11 protein-coding genes and 2 pseudogenes are annotated in these 16694 nt (G+C 70.9%); 6 read left to right on the top strand and 7 right to left on the bottom strand.

Going from position 1 to position 16694, the window contains the following annotated elements; translation table 11 throughout:
- Positions 1-194: 194 nt before the first annotated feature.
- Entirely contained in the window at positions 195-1937 is a 1743-nt protein-coding gene (locus ABZ896_RS47435) for a CDP-alcohol phosphatidyltransferase (protein ID WP_360943800.1), read from the bottom strand.
- A gap of 220 nt (positions 1938-2157) precedes the next feature.
- Here ABZ896_RS47435 and ABZ896_RS47430 point away from each other — a divergent pair, with 220 nt between their 5' ends.
- The 3 genes from ABZ896_RS47430 to ABZ896_RS47420 are packed head-to-tail and all read left to right on the top strand — an operon-like array spanning position 2158 to position 4639.
- Entirely contained in the window at positions 2158-2712 is a 555-nt protein-coding gene (locus ABZ896_RS47430) for a TetR/AcrR family transcriptional regulator (RefSeq protein ID WP_360943797.1), read from the top strand.
- Complete coding sequence (locus tag ABZ896_RS47425) at positions 2709-3602, top strand: aldo/keto reductase (RefSeq protein WP_360943794.1); 894 nt, start codon at positions 2709-2711, stop codon at positions 3600-3602. Before ABZ896_RS47430 ends, ABZ896_RS47425 begins: the two co-directional genes overlap by 4 nt.
- 26 nt (positions 3603-3628) lie before the next feature.
- Positions 3629-4639, top strand: coding sequence for an NADPH:quinone reductase (locus ABZ896_RS47420; RefSeq protein ID WP_360943791.1), 1011 nt, complete (start codon positions 3629-3631; stop codon positions 4637-4639).
- A gap of 79 nt (positions 4640-4718) precedes the next feature.
- On the opposite strand, the gene ABZ896_RS47415 is transcribed toward ABZ896_RS47420, so the two are convergent.
- Together ABZ896_RS47415 and ABZ896_RS47410 are read right to left on the bottom strand one after the other, a co-directional pair.
- Positions 4719-6656, bottom strand: a complete 1938-nt coding sequence (locus ABZ896_RS47415) for a glycogen debranching N-terminal domain-containing protein (protein ID WP_360943788.1) — start codon at positions 6654-6656, stop codon at positions 4719-4721.
- A complete protein-coding gene (locus tag ABZ896_RS47410; protein WP_360943786.1) occupies positions 6653-8263 on the bottom strand; it encodes a hypothetical protein in 1611 nt (536 codons plus the stop codon). The genes ABZ896_RS47415 and ABZ896_RS47410 overlap by 4 nt, the downstream gene beginning before the upstream one ends.
- 119 nt (positions 8264-8382) lie before the next feature.
- On the opposite strand from ABZ896_RS47410, the gene ABZ896_RS47405 reads away from it, so the two are divergent.
- Positions 8383-9585 (top strand): ROK family protein, encoded by a 1203-nt coding sequence (locus ABZ896_RS47405; protein WP_360943783.1) that lies wholly within the window; start codon positions 8383-8385, stop codon positions 9583-9585.
- Between the two features lie 406 nt (positions 9586-9991).
- Complete coding sequence (gene ppdK / locus ABZ896_RS47400; protein ID WP_360943780.1) at positions 9992-12712, top strand: pyruvate, phosphate dikinase; 2721 nt, start codon at positions 9992-9994, stop codon at positions 12710-12712.
- 137 nt (positions 12713-12849) lie between these two features.
- Here ppdK and ABZ896_RS47395 read toward each other — a convergent pair.
- Positions 12850-12957 (bottom strand): annotated as a pseudogene (locus ABZ896_RS47395) (LPXTG cell wall anchor domain-containing protein); the annotation flags it as partial.
- 359 nt (positions 12958-13316) lie between these two features.
- Here ABZ896_RS47395 and ABZ896_RS47390 point away from each other — a divergent pair.
- Positions 13317-14549 (top strand): transposase, encoded by a 1233-nt coding sequence (locus tag ABZ896_RS47390; RefSeq protein WP_360943777.1) that lies wholly within the window; start codon positions 13317-13319, stop codon positions 14547-14549.
- A 70-nt stretch (positions 14550-14619) separates the two neighbouring features.
- Here the strand turns inward: ABZ896_RS47390 and ABZ896_RS47385 are convergent, their stop codons facing one another.
- The 3 genes and pseudogenes from ABZ896_RS47385 to ABZ896_RS47375 all read right to left on the bottom strand — a co-directional run.
- Positions 14620-15078 (bottom strand): excalibur calcium-binding domain-containing protein, encoded by a 459-nt coding sequence (locus tag ABZ896_RS47385; protein WP_360943774.1) that lies wholly within the window; start codon positions 15076-15078, stop codon positions 14620-14622.
- 101 nt (positions 15079-15179) lie between these two features.
- Positions 15180-16340, bottom strand: a complete 1161-nt coding sequence (locus ABZ896_RS47380) for an alkaline phosphatase PhoX (protein WP_360943771.1) — start codon at positions 16338-16340, stop codon at positions 15180-15182.
- A gap of 102 nt (positions 16341-16442) precedes the next feature.
- Positions 16443-16694 (bottom strand): annotated as a pseudogene (locus tag ABZ896_RS47375) (hypothetical protein); the annotation flags it as partial.

The following is a 16694-nucleotide window of genomic DNA, read 5'->3' as shown; positions in this document are numbered from 1 at the left end:
GGTATCCGTCCTCGGTCCGGCGGTTCTCTCTTTTGGGGATGTGCTGGGTAATGGACGCCGGCCGCTGCGGGCGGACACCCCCCGCCCCCGTCCCCTCACCGCCGTACGCGGGTGACAAAAGACCCACCTGGGCCTTTGTTTTTTAGGGGCGCGGGGAACTGCGCGACCAGCCCCCACCGGGGCGCACCCGACGGTCAACCCTTGCTCGGGTGCGGAGTCGAGCCGTACGCCGTGAGGAACTTGTCCCTGAACGCGCTCATCTTCCAGACCGGTGCGTCGTGGGCCGGCTTCAGGCCGTCGGTCCAGTTCCAACTCGCGATCTTGTCAAGGACTTTCGGGTCTTTCGCGACGATGGAGATCGGGACGTCGCGGCTTGCGTTGTTGCCGCTGACGCGGGGGATCGGCTGGTGGTCGCCGAGGAAGACGAGGACCGTGTCGGCGTTGCCGTAGCGCTCCAGCCACTGGGTGAGTGCGGTGACGGAGTACGAGATCGACTTGCCGTACTCCTGCTTGGAGCGCGTGGAGTCGGCGATGATGGCGGACGGTTTGTTGCCGGCCTTCTGGATGGCCTTGAAGACCGAGCCGTCGCCGAGGTCGTTCCAGTCGACCATCTTGGGGATGGGGGCCCAGGGTTGGTGGCTGGAGGTCAGAATGATCTCGGACATGAGGGGCTTGTCGCGCTTCTTGCTGTGGACCTGGCGCTGGAAGGCCTCCAGGGCGTACTGGTCGGGCATCGTCGACCAGCTGAACTTGGGTCCCTGGTAGCCGAGTTGGAACGCGTTGTAGACCTTGTCGAGGCCGTAGTACGTCTGCTCGGGCCAGCCCTTCTGGACGCCCGGCATCACCCCGACCGTGTCCCAGTCGCCGGTCTTCTTGAATGCCTTGGTGAGGCTGAGGTGGTCGCTCGCCATGACCGTGCGGTAGCGCTGCTGGTTGTCGATCCACAGGCCGGAGAGGGTCGTTGAGTGGCCCAGCCAGCTGTTGCCGCCGTACGTCGCCGAGGTCAGCCAGCCGCTCTTCGCATGGAAGCCCGCCTTCGCGAGGGCCGCGGTGCTCGTCTGAAGGGTCTTGTCGACTCCGGGGGCGATTCCTTCGTCCTCGACCGCGCTGCGTCCGTAGCTCTCGATGAAGGTGAAGATCATGTCCTTGCCGCGCAGGTCGGGGACGAGCTGGCTGCCCGGGGTGTTCCCGAACGCGTCGACCTTCGCGACCTTCTGGAACTCCGCCTCGTCGCGCATCGTGTAGAGCACCCGGTGCGCCTGCATCGCGGTGATCGCGGCGGTGTGTTCGGACGCGATCGGCGTGCCCGAGATCTGGAGCCCGAGCGCCGCGCAGGCGACCCAGGCGGTGGCGGCGGCCAGCGTGCCGCGGGTGGCGGACGGTTTGTTCCGGGCCAGCAGGGTGCTCAGCCGGACCGTCGCCAGGGTCATCAGGGACAGCAGGAGGAGGACCAGGAGGAAGGCGCCGACCGTGGCGGTGACCATCACCGTCGTACCGAGCGAGTCGTCGACGTATGTCCTCGCGTCGTCCAGCAACTCCCAGTCCAGGACGGGGTTGAAGGCCCGTCCCAGGTATTCGTTGAACCCCATGTCCAGGAAGTTCAGGATCGTCACCGCCCCGAGCGACGCCCCGGCCACGGCGGCCACCACCAGGCGCGGCCGGCGCGGCAGCGCGAGCGCCACGGCCGCCCCGAGGATCGCCTCCGCCGGGATCCGGGTGAACTCCCTGACATGGAGATTGACGATCTTGTTCGGCAGGAGCAGGGCCGTCAGGACCAGGATGGTCGCGAGCGCGTCGAGGGTCCACCGGACATTCCGTACGGCTGTGGGGTGCGCCTTCCGCCAGCGGCGCAGGCGCGCGCGCAGGGACACCTTGGCCTCGGCCGCGCCCTCGGGCTCCGCCTCGGGGGTCGGGCTCTTTGCGATGGTGTCGGTCACCAAAGGTCCTTCCGTACGTGACCCAGTGGAGGCGGACCCGATATGGGGTCTCGGATCCGCCACCGTCCCGTACGTCCGGTCGGCCGGAGCAGTTCAGCGTGGCGAGCAAACACTGGGCAAACGCCAGGTCAACGGTGGGGAGGGCGGCGTAAAGAGAATCTTGGTTCTTCTTGTAGGGTGGTTTTACAAGGAGAATCACTGTTCTTTTTGAGGGAGGGGTATGCCCCGGCTCACCGACGCGCGCAAGGAACTCCGGCGCAGCCAGATCACCGAGGCCGCCGTGCGCTGCTTCGGCCGCAACGGGCTGGAGCGGACCTCGATCGCCGACATCACCGCCGAGTCCGGGCTCTCGGCCGGGTCCATCTACGCCCACTACCAGGGCAAGGCCGAGCTGATCCAGGCCTCCGCCCGCGAGGTGCTCGCCCGGCGCGCCACCGCTATCGGCGGGTACGCGGCGAGCGACGTCCCGCCCGGCCCGGAGGAGTTGCTCGCCCGGCTGATCGCGGCAATCGACCCTGCCGAGGCCCGAGTTGGCGTACAGACCTGGGGCGAGGCGACCACCAACCCGGACGTGCGCGCCATCGTCGTCGACATGACCGACCGGATGCGCGCGATGCTCCATGACTGCGTCACGGCCTGGCTGGTCAAGGTCGAGCACCGGGATCCGGAGGGGGCCCGGGAGGCGGCCGCCCCCGTCGCCCATCAGCTGATGGCCCGCTACCAGGCCCAACTGCTGTACACCGCACTGCAATCAGCCCCTGAGGAGACCGCGTGACCACTCCGTCGACCGCTGCCTTCGCCGGCCGTACCGTGTCCCGGATCGGCTACGGCGCGATGCAGTTGGAACGGCTGCACGACCGCCGAGAGGAGGCCGTCGCGCTGTTGCGCCGGGCGGTCGAACTGGGCGTCGACCACGTGGACACCGCCGACTTCTACGGCTTCGGGTTCGTCAACTCCGTGATCAGCGAGGCCCTGCGCCCCGAGGACGACGTACTCGTCGTCACGAAGGTCGGTGCCGATCCTGATCCGGGCGGGCCGATACCGCTGCGACTGGCCCAGCGGCCCGAGCAGTTGAGGGCGAGCGTCGAGAACAATCTGCGCGGCCTCGGTGTCGAGCGGCTCGCGGTGGTCAACCTGCGCCGCCTGGACACCGGTCCGGGACTCCGGGCCGAGGGCGACCAAGTCGTCGACCTCGACGACCAGTTGGCGACGATGACCGCCCTGCGCGACGAGGGCAAGATCGGCGCGATCGGCCTGAGCAGCGTGACACTCGACGGACTGCGGTGCGCCCTGCCGGCCGGCATCGTCTGCGTACAGAACTCCTACGGTCTCGTCTCCCGCGACGACGAGGAGCTGCTGGAGCTGTGCGCCGCCGAGGGCATCGCCTGGGTGCCGTTCTTCCCGCTCGGCGGGGCCTTCCCGGGGCTGCCGAAGGCGACCGAGGAACCGGCGGTCCGGGCCGTCGCCGCGTCCCTGGGTGTGACGCCCGCCCAGGTCGGACTCGCCTGGCTGCTGCACCACGCCCCGCACGTCCTGCTCATCCCCGGCACCGCCGACCCCGCCCACCTGGCGGCCAACATGGCGGTCGGCGGGATCACCCTCGACGTGGCCGCCCTGTCCGCCCTCGACGCCGTCGAGTCCCGCTCCGGCGACCTGCCCCTGTGACGCCACCGCGCTGTGAGGACCAGACCATGAAAGCCATCGTCTACGGCGACCAGGGCGGCCCCGACGTCCTGCGCCTCGTCGACCGCGACCTGCCCGTGCCCGGACCGGGTGAGGTGCGGGTCCGGATAGCCGTGTCCGGGGTCAACCCGGCCGACGTGCAGGCCCGTTCGCGTCCGAGCGGGTTCGCGGAGGTCGTCCCGCATCTCGACGGCGCGGGCACGATCGACGCCGTGGGAGAGGGGATCGCGGAGCGCCGGATCGGCGAGCGGGTCTGGGTGTTCATGGCCGCCGCCGGGCGCCCCACCGGTACCGCGGCCGAATTCACTGTCGTGCCCGGCGAGTTGGCCGTACCGCTGCCCGACGAGGTCGGGTTCGATGTCGGTGCCGCGCTCGGTGTCCCCGCGCTCACCGCGCACCGGGCGCTCACCGTCGCCGAGGACGGGCCGCGGCGGCTCGGGCCCGGGGCGCTCGACGGCAAGGTGGTGCTCGCGGCGGGCGGGGCCGGGGCGGTGGGGCATGCGGTGATCCAGCTCGCGAGGTGGGCCGGGGCCACCGTGATCACCACGGTCAGCGGCCCGGAGAAGGCGCGCCTGGCCACCGCCGCCGGGGCCCATCACGTCGTCGACTACCGCGAGGGGGACCCGGCCGCCGAGATCCGCTCGGTCGCCCCGGACGGCGTCGACATCGTGGCCGAGGTGGCACTCGGCGCGAACCTCGACCTGGACCTGGCGGTCCTGCGAGCGCGCGGCACGATCGCGACGTACGCCAACGACGGTGGGAAACCAGTGCAGTTGGACGTGGCGCGGACCATGGTCCTCAACACCCGCTTCCAGTTCCTGGTCCTCTACACGGCGGGCCCCGAGGCCCGCGCCGCAGCCGTGCAGGACATCACCGCGGCCCTCCACGCCAACGCCCTCCCGGTAGGCGACCAGCACGGCCTCCCCCTGACCCGCTTCCCCCTCTCGCGTACGGCGACCGCCCACCGTGCGCTGGAGACGGGCACGGTGGGCAAGATCCTAGTGGACGTCATGTCTTGAGAGACCGTCCAAGGGGGCAAAGCACCTGGGGAAACCCGCGCGAGGACATGGGTGCTGGTGGAGCGGACCCGGCAGCTGCTCAGGCTCCCCCCACCGCCGTCAACAGCGCCAGCGGAGCCGCCGCCGAGCGGGACTCGCGGATGCAGGCGTGGGGGTAGGGGACCGGTTCGGCGTGGGCGTCGCGGGCGTAGCCGGCGAGGACTTCCGGGAGGCGGTGGCCGGTGGAGGTCGCCGCGGAGATCAGGCCGTGGGCCACCGTGCGGGCCTCGTCGTGGAGGCCGTAGCGGGCCAGGCCCAGGGTGATCAGGGCGTTGTCGTGCGGCCACACCGAACCGCGGTGGTAGGACAGGGGGTGGTACGCCGGTTGGTCCGCGGCCAGCGTCCGTACGCCCCAGCCCGAGAAGAAGTCCGGCTCCAGCAGGCGCCGTCCGACCAGTTCGCCGTACTCCTTGTCGAGCAGCCCCGACCACAGCAGATGCCCGGCGTCCGAGGCGAGCGCGTTGACCTGGCGGCCGTCGCCGTCGAGGGCCAGCGCGGGGAAACCGGCCTCCGGCATCCAGAAGTCCCGCTGGAAACGGTCCCGGAGATCCCCGGCCGCCTGCTCCAGAAGCGCCGCGTAGGTCGCGTCCTCCCATACGGTGCGGGCCAGCCCGGCGGTGCGGCGCAGCGCGTCGTACGCGTACCCCTGCGCCCCCGCCGCCATCACCGGCCCGGTCGCACGGGTGCCGTCGGCGGAGCAGATCGCGCCCGGGGAGTCCTTCCAGTTCTGGTTGGCGAGGCCGCCCTGGTCGGCGCGGTACACGAGGTAGCCGCGCGACGTCAGCCCGCCGTGGTCCAGCATCCAGCCGATCGCCGCCCGGGCGTGGGGCTCCAGGCGCCGGGCGAGTGAGACGTCCCCGGTGTGCTCCACATACGCGCCGAGCAGCACGAGGAACAGCGGGGTCGCGTCCACCGAGCCGTAGTAACGGCCGTACGGCACCTGCCCGAAGTGCGCCAGCTCGCCGTGCCGCACCTCGTGCACGATCTTGCCGGGCTGGGCCACCGAGCCGACACCCGTCTCCGTGGCCTGGGTTGCCGCGAGCGCGGGCAGGGTCGCCGCGGCGAGCTGCGGACGGTAGGGGAGGGCGAACAGCGAGGTGAGCAGGGCGTCGCGGCCGAGCAGGGTGAGGAACCAAGGGGCCCCGGCCGCCGGGACCTTCAGCTCCTCGCCGTCCGGGCCGGTCGCCGGCACCTGGAGCGAGGCGAGGTCCGCGAGGCCGCGCGCACAGGCCGCCGCCAGCTCCGGCCAGCCGGTCGGGAAGGCCACGCCCTCCACGAACTCGCCCTCCAGCGCGAGGAGTTGGCGGTTCAGGGCGGCCGGCGACGACGGCACTCGGCGGGCCCGCGGGTCGCCGTGCGGCCTGGCCATCACGCGTAAGGTCAACTCGGCCGTGCCGTGTGGCTCCAGATCCAGCGTCCACACCAACCGCCGTGCCCCGGTGCCCGTTTCCTCGACGCCGTCCGGAGCGGGCTCGGACGTCACCGTCGTACAGGAGCGCCATTCGCCGCGCTGGTAGGTGAACTCGACGCCGTCGTCGAGGACTTCGCGGGTGCGGGTGGCGCCGGTCTTGGTGTACGTCCGGTAGTCGGAGCGCAGCTCGAACTGGTCCGTGAAGTCGGCGTCCGCGGTGATCGCGAGGCGGACCGTGGTCGGTACCGGACGGTTGCTGGTCACCTTCAGCGACTCGACGAACGAGCCGTCCCCCACGGCCTGTTCACGGAAGAGGGTGTAGGCGGGCGGCTCCTGGCGGCCGCCGCGCGGCACCAGGACGCAGCGCGCGGTGTCGCCGTCGGCGACCGGCGACAGCGCCTCCGGGACCGCGCCGTCGACGGTGAGTTGCCAGCGGCTGAGGTGCCGGGCGTCGCGGACGAACAGTCCGTCCGGGGAACTGCCGCCCCGGACGCCGCTGATGTCGCCGCCGTCGCCCACGGCGGCGAACGTCCCTCCGTGCACGAGCAGATGATGCCGGTCCGTCATCCCCGGTCCCCTCCCTTGAATCCCCTCGCGGTGAGCGTGGTGAGTGCGGTGTCGCTGTGCAGCAGATCGAGTGCGAGCGCGGCGGTCCAGCTGAAGCCGGTCGCTCCGCAGGCCTCGCCGGTGTATGGGTCGAGGTACTCCGCGAAGTCGGAGCACTCCGCGAGGTCCAGCGCCGACTTCCGCAGTGCGTCGGCGAGTTGGCGCTCGCCGTGGGTGCGCAGACCGCGCTCGATGAGCCAGCCCGTGTTGAACCAGGCCGGGCCGCGCCAGTACCGGTGCGGGTCGAAGGCCTCGCCGAGAAGGTCGTAACTCGGCGGAAGCAGGGTCGCGGAGCCGACCCCGAAGTGCGGCCCGGTCGCGGTGCGGACGAGTGCCGAGACGACCTCGCGGGGGAGGTCGGGCAACAGGAGAGGGATCAAGCCGGAGATGCTGCGCTCGGGGATCAGGGAGCCGGAGGCGCCGTCGTGCTCGGGGAACGGGCGGCCGGCGAGCGCGTGCCGCTCCGCGCCGGACGAGCCGCACGCCGCCGTTCCGGACGATCCGCACGCCGCCGCGCCGCCGACACCACGCCGAGCAGCGTCGCTACCGGCATCACGCCGAGCAGCACCGCCACCGGCACCACGCCGAGCAGCACCGCCACCACCCTCCCCGCCCCGCAGATCCCGGCACAGGAACATCCCCTGCTCCGGGGACCACAGCCGCTCCACCAACGCCCCCGTCAACCGTTCCGCCCGCGCATGCCGAGCCGTCCCCGTCGCCCCCAACTCCCCGGCGATCCGCGCCAGCGCATGCTCCGAGGCGATCAGCAGCGCGTTGAACGCGGGGTCCTCCACCGCGAACTCCCCGGCGCCGTCGGCGTATTCGCCGTCCCGGTACTCCGTCGCGAGGCGCACGTACCGCCCGTAGTCCAGATCCGTCGGCCGGTCCTCGGCCGCGCCGTGGTCGAGGTCGGCGCGCCGGAAGGAGCGGGCCGGGGCCGGGGTGATCCGGGCGAGCGGGGCGTCCCAGCAGGGGCTGTTGTCCATACCCTGTTCCCAGGGGTGCACGACGGACGCGAGGCCGCCCCCGCCCAGATCGCGCCGGTGCAGGAGGTAGCGGTGCCAGGCGGCGAGACGGGGGTAGACCCCGGCGAGGAAGCCGCGCGCCCGCGAGAGCCCCGGGTCGGCGCAGTGCACCAGCCACGCGGCCAGCGCGTGCACCGGTGGCTGGACGATGCCGGACGTCTGTACGGTGCGCGGGGCGCCCGCGGCGCGCCCCGCGGTCGAGGAGCGCCAGAAGTCGGGGCTCGGGAAGTACGCGTCGAGCGGGACGGAGGGGTTGAACACGATGTGCGGGATGCGCCCGTCACCCCACTGGGCCGCCAGCAGCGTCTCCAGCTCGGTCTGCGCCCGCAGCGGCGACAGGTGCCGCAGACCGATCGCGATGAACGCCGAGTCCCAGGACCACTGGTGCGGGTACAGGCTGCGCGAGGGCACCGTCGACACCCCGGTCCAGTTGCCCTCCAGCACCCGGGCCGCCCTGACGTGCAGGGAACCCGCTGCATCCGGCGGATCGTATGCGATCGGGCCGTCCGTGAAACGGGCGAGGACTGGGGCGGTGCGATCCACTCGGGGCTCCCCGAAGACGTGTGTCCGACCGGTTCGGTCGGAGCTACCGTAGAGTTACGTCTATTTAACACGCAAAACTCAATATGTAATGCAGTCTTGAGAAACACAAGGGGGTGCGCATGGCCGGCCGGAGTCAGCACGGCGCCGGAGATCTGCTCGAACTGGTCCGCAGCGGTCGCGCCGTCACGCGCGGAGCGCTCCAGCAGGCCACCGGGCTGTCCCGCGCCACCGTCGGCCAGCGCCTGGACCGGCTCTTCCGCGCGGGCTGGCTGCGCGAGGGCGCCGGCGGTCCCGTCGACTCCCCGCTCGGCGGCCGCCCCTCCATCACCCTGGAGTTCGACGACGCCCACGCCGTCGTCCTCGCCGCCGACCTCGACACCCGGCACGCCCGCGCCGCCGTGCTCTCCCTGACCGGCGAACTCCTCGCCGAGCACAGCGGCACCCTCGCCGTCGAGGACGGCCCGGACGCCGTGCTCGGCGAGCTCGGCCGCTGGTTCGGCGAACTGCTGGAGAAGGCGGGCCACCGCGCCGAGGAGGTCTGCGGGATCGGGCTCGCGGTCCCGGGCCCGGTCGACACCGAGACTGGTCGCGTGGTGCAGCCGCCGATCATGCCCGGCTGGGACGGCTACGACATACGAGGCCGCCTGGCCAGGTCCTTCACCGAGCACACCGGCGCCCCGGCGGTCCCGGTCCTGGTCGACAACGACGCCAACCTCATGGCGTACGGCGAACAGCGCACGGCCTATCCCGACTGCGCGGCCTTCGTCCTGGTCAAGGTGTCCACGGGGATCGGCGCGGGAGTGGTCGTCGGCGGCTCGGTCTACCGGGGCATCGACGGCGGCGCGGGCGACCTGGGGCACATCCGGATACCGGCGGGCGCGGACGCGCTGTGCCGCTGCGGGTCCTACGGCTGTCTCGCGGCCGTCGCGAGCGGCGGGGCCGTGGCCCGGAAGCTGGCGGCGGCCGGGGTGCCGGCGGCCTCGGGCTCAGATGTGCGCGATCTTCTGGCGGCCGGGCATCCGGAGGCGTCGGCGCTCGCCCGGGAGGCGGGACGGCAGGTCGGGGACGTGCTGGCGACGGTCGTCACCCTGCTCAACCCCGGCGTTCTCATGATCGCCGGAGATCTGGCCGGAACTCCCTTCCTCACCGGCGTACGGGAGCTGCTGTACCAGCGGGCGCTGCCGCGCTCCACGGCCCGCCTGGAGGTCCTGACCTCGCGGCTCGGGGAGCGGGCCGGGCTGGTGGGGGCGGGGGCGCTGGTGGTGGAGCACCTGTACGCGCCCGATCGGGCCGAGGAGCGGCTCGCGGCGCTCGGCGTATGACGTCCGGGTTTCGGTCCCGAGACGCGTCCGCATGGTGAAATCCGGCCCGCTGTGGCAGCGTGATTCTCGCCACCCTTGATAAGGGTTGCGCTCAGATGAGCAGATCGTGGGCGACTGCACTTCTCCAAGGGGTGGCACTGGGTGCCACCCCTTGATCGTTCATCGATCGAAAACAGGTGGGCCTTAGGTTCGCTCATGTGAGCGATCAACCGCCCCTCTGGGCGGCCTTGTGTTCAAGTAGTGAAAACATCCGCCGCTCATCGCTTGCCGAGCTTTGACTTTTGATCTGCTGGCGGACCGCTGGTTACGGGCTTATGACGTGCGAGTGGACGTACCCAGACGCCTTGGATCTGGGTATGTTCCTGGCCGTCAGGGCAGCCACCGCGTCCCGAGGGAGTCGAGACCCGTGTCGGAAAACAAAGATCCTCACGTAGCCAAGTTCGTTTACGACTTCACCGAGGGAAACAAGGACCTCAAGGACCTCCTCGGTGGCAAGGGCGCGAACCTCGCCGAGATGACCAACCTGGGACTCCCCGTTCCCCCCGGCTTCACCATCACGACCGAAGCCTGCAAGGTCTACCTGGACAGCGGCGAGGAGCCCCTGGCACTGCGTGACGAGGTGAGTGCGCACCTCGACGCCCTGGAGCAGCGCATGGGCAAGCAGCTCGGCCAGGCCGACAACCCGCTGCTCGTCTCGGTCCGCTCGGGCGCGAAGTTCTCCATGCCCGGAATGATGGACACGGTCCTGAACATCGGGCTCTCCGACAAGTCCGTGAAGGGCCTCGCCGACCAGGCGGGTGACGAGCGGTTCGCCTGGGACTCGTACCGCCGCCTGATCCAGATGTTCGGCAAGACGGTCCTCGGTGTCGACGGCGAGCTCTTCGAGGAGGCGCTCGACCGGGCCAAGGAGGCCAAGAAGGTCACGGTCGACACCGACCTGGAGGCCGCCGACCTCAAGAAGCTGGTCACCGCCTTCAAGAAGATCGTCAAGAAGGAAGCGGGCCGGGACTTCCCGCAGGACCCGCGCGAGCAGATGGACCTCGCCATCCACGCGGTCTTCGACTCCTGGAACACCGACCGCGCCAAGCTCTACCGCCGCCAGGAGCGCATCCCCGGCGACCTGGGCACGGCCGTCAACGTCTGCTCGATGGTCTTCGGCAACCTCGGCCCCGACTCCGGCACCGGTGTCGCCTTCACCCGGGACCCCGCCAGCGGCCACCAGGGCGTCTACGGCGACTACCTCCAGAACGCCCAGGGCGAGGACGTCGTCGCGGGCATCCGCAACACCGTGCCGCTCGCGGAGCTGGAGCAGATCGACAAGAAGTCGTACGACCAGCTGATGCAGATCATGGAGACGCTGGAGAACCACTACAAGGACCTCTGCGACATCGAGTTCACCATCGAGCGCGGGCAGTTGTGGATGCTCCAGACCCGGGTCGGCAAGCGTACGGCGGGTGCGGCCTTCCGGATCGCGACGCAGCTGGTGGACCAGGGGCTCATCGACGAGGCCGAGGCGCTCCAGCGCGTCACCGGCGCCCAGCTCGCCCAGCTGATGTTCCCGCGCTTCGACGACGAGGCGAAGGTCGCGCAGGTCGGCCGGGGCATCGCGGCATCGCCGGGCGCGGCCGTCGGCAAGGCGGTCTTCGACTCGTACACCGCGGTGAAGTGGTCGCGTTCGGGCGAGAAGGTCATTCTCGTACGACGTGAGACGAACCCCGACGACCTCGACGGCATGATCGCGGCCGAGGGAATTCTGACGAGTCGCGGTGGCAAGACCTCGCACGCCGCTGTCGTGGCGCGCGGCATGGGCAAGACCTGTGTCTGTGGCGCGGAGGAGCTGGAGGTCGACACCAAGCGGCGCCGGATGACGGTGCCGGGTGGACATGTGGTGGAGGAGGGCGACCTCATCTCCATCGACGGGTCCAGCGGCAAGGTGTACCTCGGTGAGGTGCCGGTCGTGCCGTCCCCGGTCGTCGAGTACTTCGAGGGCCGGATGCACGCGGGTGCGCAGGACGCCGACGAGCTGGTCGAGGCCGTGCACCGGATCATGGCGTTCGCCGACCGCAAGCGCCGGCTGCGGGTGCGGGCCAACGCGGACAACGCCGAGGACGCGCTGCGGGCGCGGCGCTTCGGGGCGCAGGGCATCGGGCTCTGCCGTACGGAGCACATGTTCCTCGGCGACCGGCGCGAGCTGGTGGAACGGCTCATCCTGGCCGATACGGAGACCGAGCGCGAGGAGTCGCTGAAGGCGCTGCTCCCGCTCCAGAAGCAGGACTTCGTGGAGCTGTTCTCGGCGATGGACGGGCTGCCGGTGACCATCCGGCTCCTCGACCCGCCGCTGCACGAGTTCCTCCCCGACATCACCGAGCTGTCGGTCCGCGTGGCGCTGGCGGAGTCCCGCCAGGAGCCGCACGAGAACGAGCTGCGGCTGCTCCAGGCCGTGCACCGGCTGCACGAGCAGAACCCGATGCTGGGTCTGCGAGGGGTGAGGTTGGGCCTGGTCATTCCGGGTCTGTTCACCATGCAGGTGCGGGCGATCGCCGAGGCGGCGGCCGAGCGCAAGAACGCCAAGGGTGACCCGCGCGCCGAGATCATGATCCCGCTCGTCGGCACGGTCCAGGAGCTGGAGATCGTCCGCGAGGAGGCGGACCAGGTGGTGGCCGAGGTCGAGGCGGCCACGGGTGTGCAGCTGAAGCTGTCCATCGGCACGATGATCGAGCTGCCGCGGGCCGCGCTGACCGCCGGTCAGATCGCGGAGGCGGCGGAGTTCTTCTCCTTCGGCACGAACGACCTCACGCAGACGGTGTGGGGCTTCAGCCGGGACGACGTGGAGGCGAGCTTCTTCACGGCGTACCTGGAGAAGGGCATCTTCGGAGTCTCTCCCTTCGAGACGATCGACAAGGACGGCGTCGGCTCCCTGGTGAAGCTGGCCGCGGAGGCGGGCCGGCGCACCCGCCCCGACCTCAAGCTCGGCGTCTGCGGTGAGCACGGCGGCGACCCGGAGTCGGTCCACTTCTTCCACGAGGTGGGTCTGGACTACGTCTCCTGCTCGCCGTTCCGGATCCCGGTGGCCCGTCTTGAGGCGGGGCGCGCGGCGATCACTTCGGCCGGGAGCGACCACCGGTAGTTCCTCACCGGCCGACCGGACCCCGGAGCCGCCGCCCGTCCCCGACCCTCAACCGATGGGCGGCGGCTCCGGATCACGAAGAGAGGGCGGCACCCTGTGCGGGGGTGCCGCCCTCTTGTGGGCTGCCTACGGGCTGCCTAGCCGCGTCGCCGGATTCGGGTGAGGAGCAGACCGGTGGCTCCGACGGCCAGGAGGGCGAGACCGGCCGCGAGGAGGGGGGCGGTGGTGGGGCCGGTCTGGGGGAGTTCGCCGTCTGTGGGGGGTCGGGGGTGCTCGGGTGCGCCGGTGGTGGGGGTGGGGGGGCTCTCCTACGGGTTCACCTGACGTCTTGCGAGGAGGCCCCGGCGTTCATGCCGGGGAGGAATCGCATCCCGCGGCAGCGACGCGGAGCGTCGCCGCACCTTGGCTCCTGGCGCGGAGCGCCGATTGCGAGGCCCGGCGGAGCCGGGGTGAAGTCGAACGCGTGCTCGCGTGATCGCTGGTCAGGGTGATCGCGTCGGGAAGCGGGTGCAGGTGTGCGGGCCTCGCTCATATGGTCGCTGTCCAGCAGGGGATGCGGCCGTTGGAGCGACGGCGCGGACGGTCGGGTGGGGGGGGGGAGGGCATGGTGGCCAGGGCGGCGACAGGCGGTGCGGGGGCGGGCCAAGCTCGCTTCAGCTACCGGTTGCGGGTGTCGGCCACCGCCGAGGCGGCGCTGGGCGCGGAGTGGGGCAGGTGCCGGTGGATCTGGAACGAGGCGGTGGCCCGGTCGAAGGCAGTCCACGAGTACAACCTCGCGCATCCGCACGACAAGCGGACGTGTGGTCCGGCCCAGCTGGACAAGATGCTCACCCAGGCCCGCGCGATCACGCCCTGGCTGCGGGCGGGCAGTTCGGTGCCGCAGCAGCAGATCATCCGGGACTTCGGCAAGTCCCGTACCAAGGCGCTCAAGGACGTCATGGAGGGGCTGCCGGTGCGGCAGCGGGCCGGGATGCCGGGCTTCAAGAAGAGACACGAGACGCGCCCGAGCCTGAACTACACGCGGCGTGGCTTCCAGCTCAAAGCTGACGGGCGGCTGCATCTGGCGGGCGGCATCGTGCTGAGCGTGGTGTGGTCGCGCCCGCTGCCCGCCGACCCGACCTCGGTGCGCGTCGTTCAGGACAGCCTCGGCCACTGGTACGCGAGCTTCGTCGTCCCCGCCGCCGTCGAACTCCTGCCCCAGACGGGCGCGGTGATCGGCGTGGACTGGGGCGTGCGGGAAATCGCCACCACCACCTCCGCCCCGCACGATCTGCCGCATCCCGAGCACGGCAAGAAGGCCACGGCGAAGCTGTCCCGGTACGACCGGATGATGGCCCGCCGCAAACCCAAGAAGGGACAGCCCGTCTCGCGTGGCTACCAGGCGGCGAAACACCTGCGCGCCAAGGCCCACAAGAAGATCGCCCGGCAGCGCGAGGACACCGCCCGCAAGTGGGCCAAGCGCGTCGCCCGGGACCACGACCAGTTGGCCGTGGAGGACTTCAAGCCCCGGTTCCTGGCCAGGTCGACCATGGCGAACAAGGCCGCGGACGCCGCCATCGGCGCCACCAAACAGGCCCTGATCCACATGGCCCGCAAGCACGGCAGGATCGTGCATCTGGTCCATCCCGCGTACACCACGATGGACTGCGGACAGTGCGGTGCGAGAACCAAACACCGACTCCCGCTGGGTGAACGCACCTACACCTGCACCGCCTGCGGACACGTCTCGCCCAGAGACAAGAACTCCGCGCGCGTGATGCTCCACAGGGCGGGTCTGAACCCTGCTGGCGCCGAGGGCACAAGACCGGACGGAACGCAGTTCCGCCCGGCAGCCTGAGCCAGGAATCCCCTCCCTCAGGGAGGGGAGCATTCAAGGAAGGTCCTTCCCGGCGGGTGCCTCGACGGGCTCAGCTCTCGCAGGCCACGCCGTCGCCGTCCCGGTCGAGATGGGAGTCGTAGCCCGGATCGCCGCTGTAGAGGGGCGCGGCGCCGGCGGCACGGGCCGCGGAGCAGTTGGCGTAATAGGTGCTGTCGGAGCCCGAATCGGACCCGGAGTCCGTCTCCGCCTCGGCCTGCGCGGTCACCGTCCTGGTGACCTTGACTGTCTCGGTGGCGGTCACGGTGGTCGCCGGTTCCGGCTCCGCGCTCGGTGTCGCGGTGGCCGTCGTCGTCACGGTCACCGTCGGCCGTGCCTTGGCGGCCGTCGGCTTCGCGTCGGCCGCCGTGCCCTGGTCGCCGGCGCCGATGCCTATGCCGACGAACAGGGCGAGCGCGAGAGCGGGCAGCACATACCGCTTCCGGGCCCACTTGGGGGCGGGCCGGGAGGCGGGCTGCGGTGCGGGCTGAGTCGTGTACGGGTTGCTCATGTCGTCCCCCAGAGGTGTTGCGTGAGGGGATGACCGTATTGCCGGGGTTGCTGTTGTGAAGGCTGTGTGTTCAATCCGTGACTATTGCGTGCTGCATGTTGTTACGACCTGAAGGGGCCCGTCACCTCGTACGTGATGCCGCCCGATGAACTGCCGCTCGTGCCGCGTTGGCTGGAGAAGTACAGGCGGGTGCCGTCGGGGGAGAAGGCCGGGCCGGTGATCTCCGAGGAGGACTGGCCGTCGACGCGGAGGAACGGGGTGACCACGTCGTCCGGGGTGATCAGGCAGATGTCCATCGAGCCGCCGTCCTCGGCCACGAACAGGTCGCCGGAAGTGGACCCGGTGATGTTGTCGACGCCGGTGAGCGGGGCGGTGCCGCTCGTCACGAGGGAGTCGTCGTACGCCAACTCGTATGTGCCGGCGACCAGGTTGAGCTGCCAGACCCGGTTGTCGCCCTTCGTCGTGAACCACACCGTGTCGTTCGCGTAGTGGCAACCCTCCCCGCCGTTGAAGGACTTGGAGCCGGAGACCTGGGTGCGGGTGGAGGTGGGGGAGCCGTCGGGGTCGGGGACCGTGGTCCAGCTGAAGGAGCCGGACGTGGCGCTGCCCGCGACCAGCACCTGGAGGGTGCCGGCGGACAGGTCGCCCCAAGTCGTCGGCACGAAACGGTAGAAGCGGCCGTTCGTCTCGTCCTCGGTCAGGTACACCACCTTGCGCACCGGGTCCGCGGCGGCCGCCTCGTGCTTGAACCGGCCCATCGCGGGCCGCTGCACGGCCGCGTTCACACCCCACGGATCCGTCTCGTAGACGTACCCCCGGTCGACCTCCTCGCAGGACAGCCAGGTGTTCCAAGGCGTCCTGCCGCCCGCGCAGTTCTGCCGGGTGCCGGAGAGGATCCGGTACGCGCCGGTGATCGCGCCCGCCGCCGAGAACCGCACCGCGCTCGCCCCGCCGGACGGGTTGATCTCCGAGTTGGAGACGTAGATCCAGCCCGTGCCGTCCGCGTAACAGGCCCCGCCGTCCGGGGCGTTGTGCCAGGTGTACGACGTCCCGCTCACCGTCTGTCCGGAGCGGGCGATCACCCGGCTGGTGAACCCGGCGGGCAGTCTGACGCCGTTGACGTCGGGCGAGCCGAGGGCTCCGTAGGGGCCGGTGCCGGGCTGGGCGGGGGCCGCGTAGGCGGCACCGCGCCACAGGGTGCCGCCGAGGACGGCCGAGGCGCCGCCGACGGCGGCCGCACGCAGGAGGGTACGACGTTCCACGCTTGCTCCAAGGGTGAGTCGTGACCGGACCCGCCACCGACCGGCGACGGGGTCGCGCGATGTCGGACCCTAGAGCTGTGGAGTGGCTATGTCATGGCCAGGTCATGAATACCGGACACCGCCGAAGAGCCTCCCCCTTGTCACACCCCCACCACCGGCGCCTCCCGCCGTCGCGCCCCCGGCCTCCCCGGCGGGTGCCCGCCGGGTGCCGCCTCCGCCGACGGCAGGCGTACGACCGCGTCGAGGCCGCCCGTCGCCGCGGCACACGTCCGCCCAGAACTTCCCGGGCTGCATCATCACGAAGGACAGATACCGGTCGTCGGCGGTGCGGTACAGACCGGTCAGCGGATTCCT

It is taken from the genome of Streptomyces sp. NPDC047072, from assembly GCF_040643855.1.
Lineage (GTDB): Bacteria > Actinomycetota > Actinomycetes > Streptomycetales > Streptomycetaceae > Streptomyces.
The sequence above is the reverse complement of the archived record's forward strand: the minus strand, read 5'-3'. Positions and strand labels throughout refer to the sequence as shown.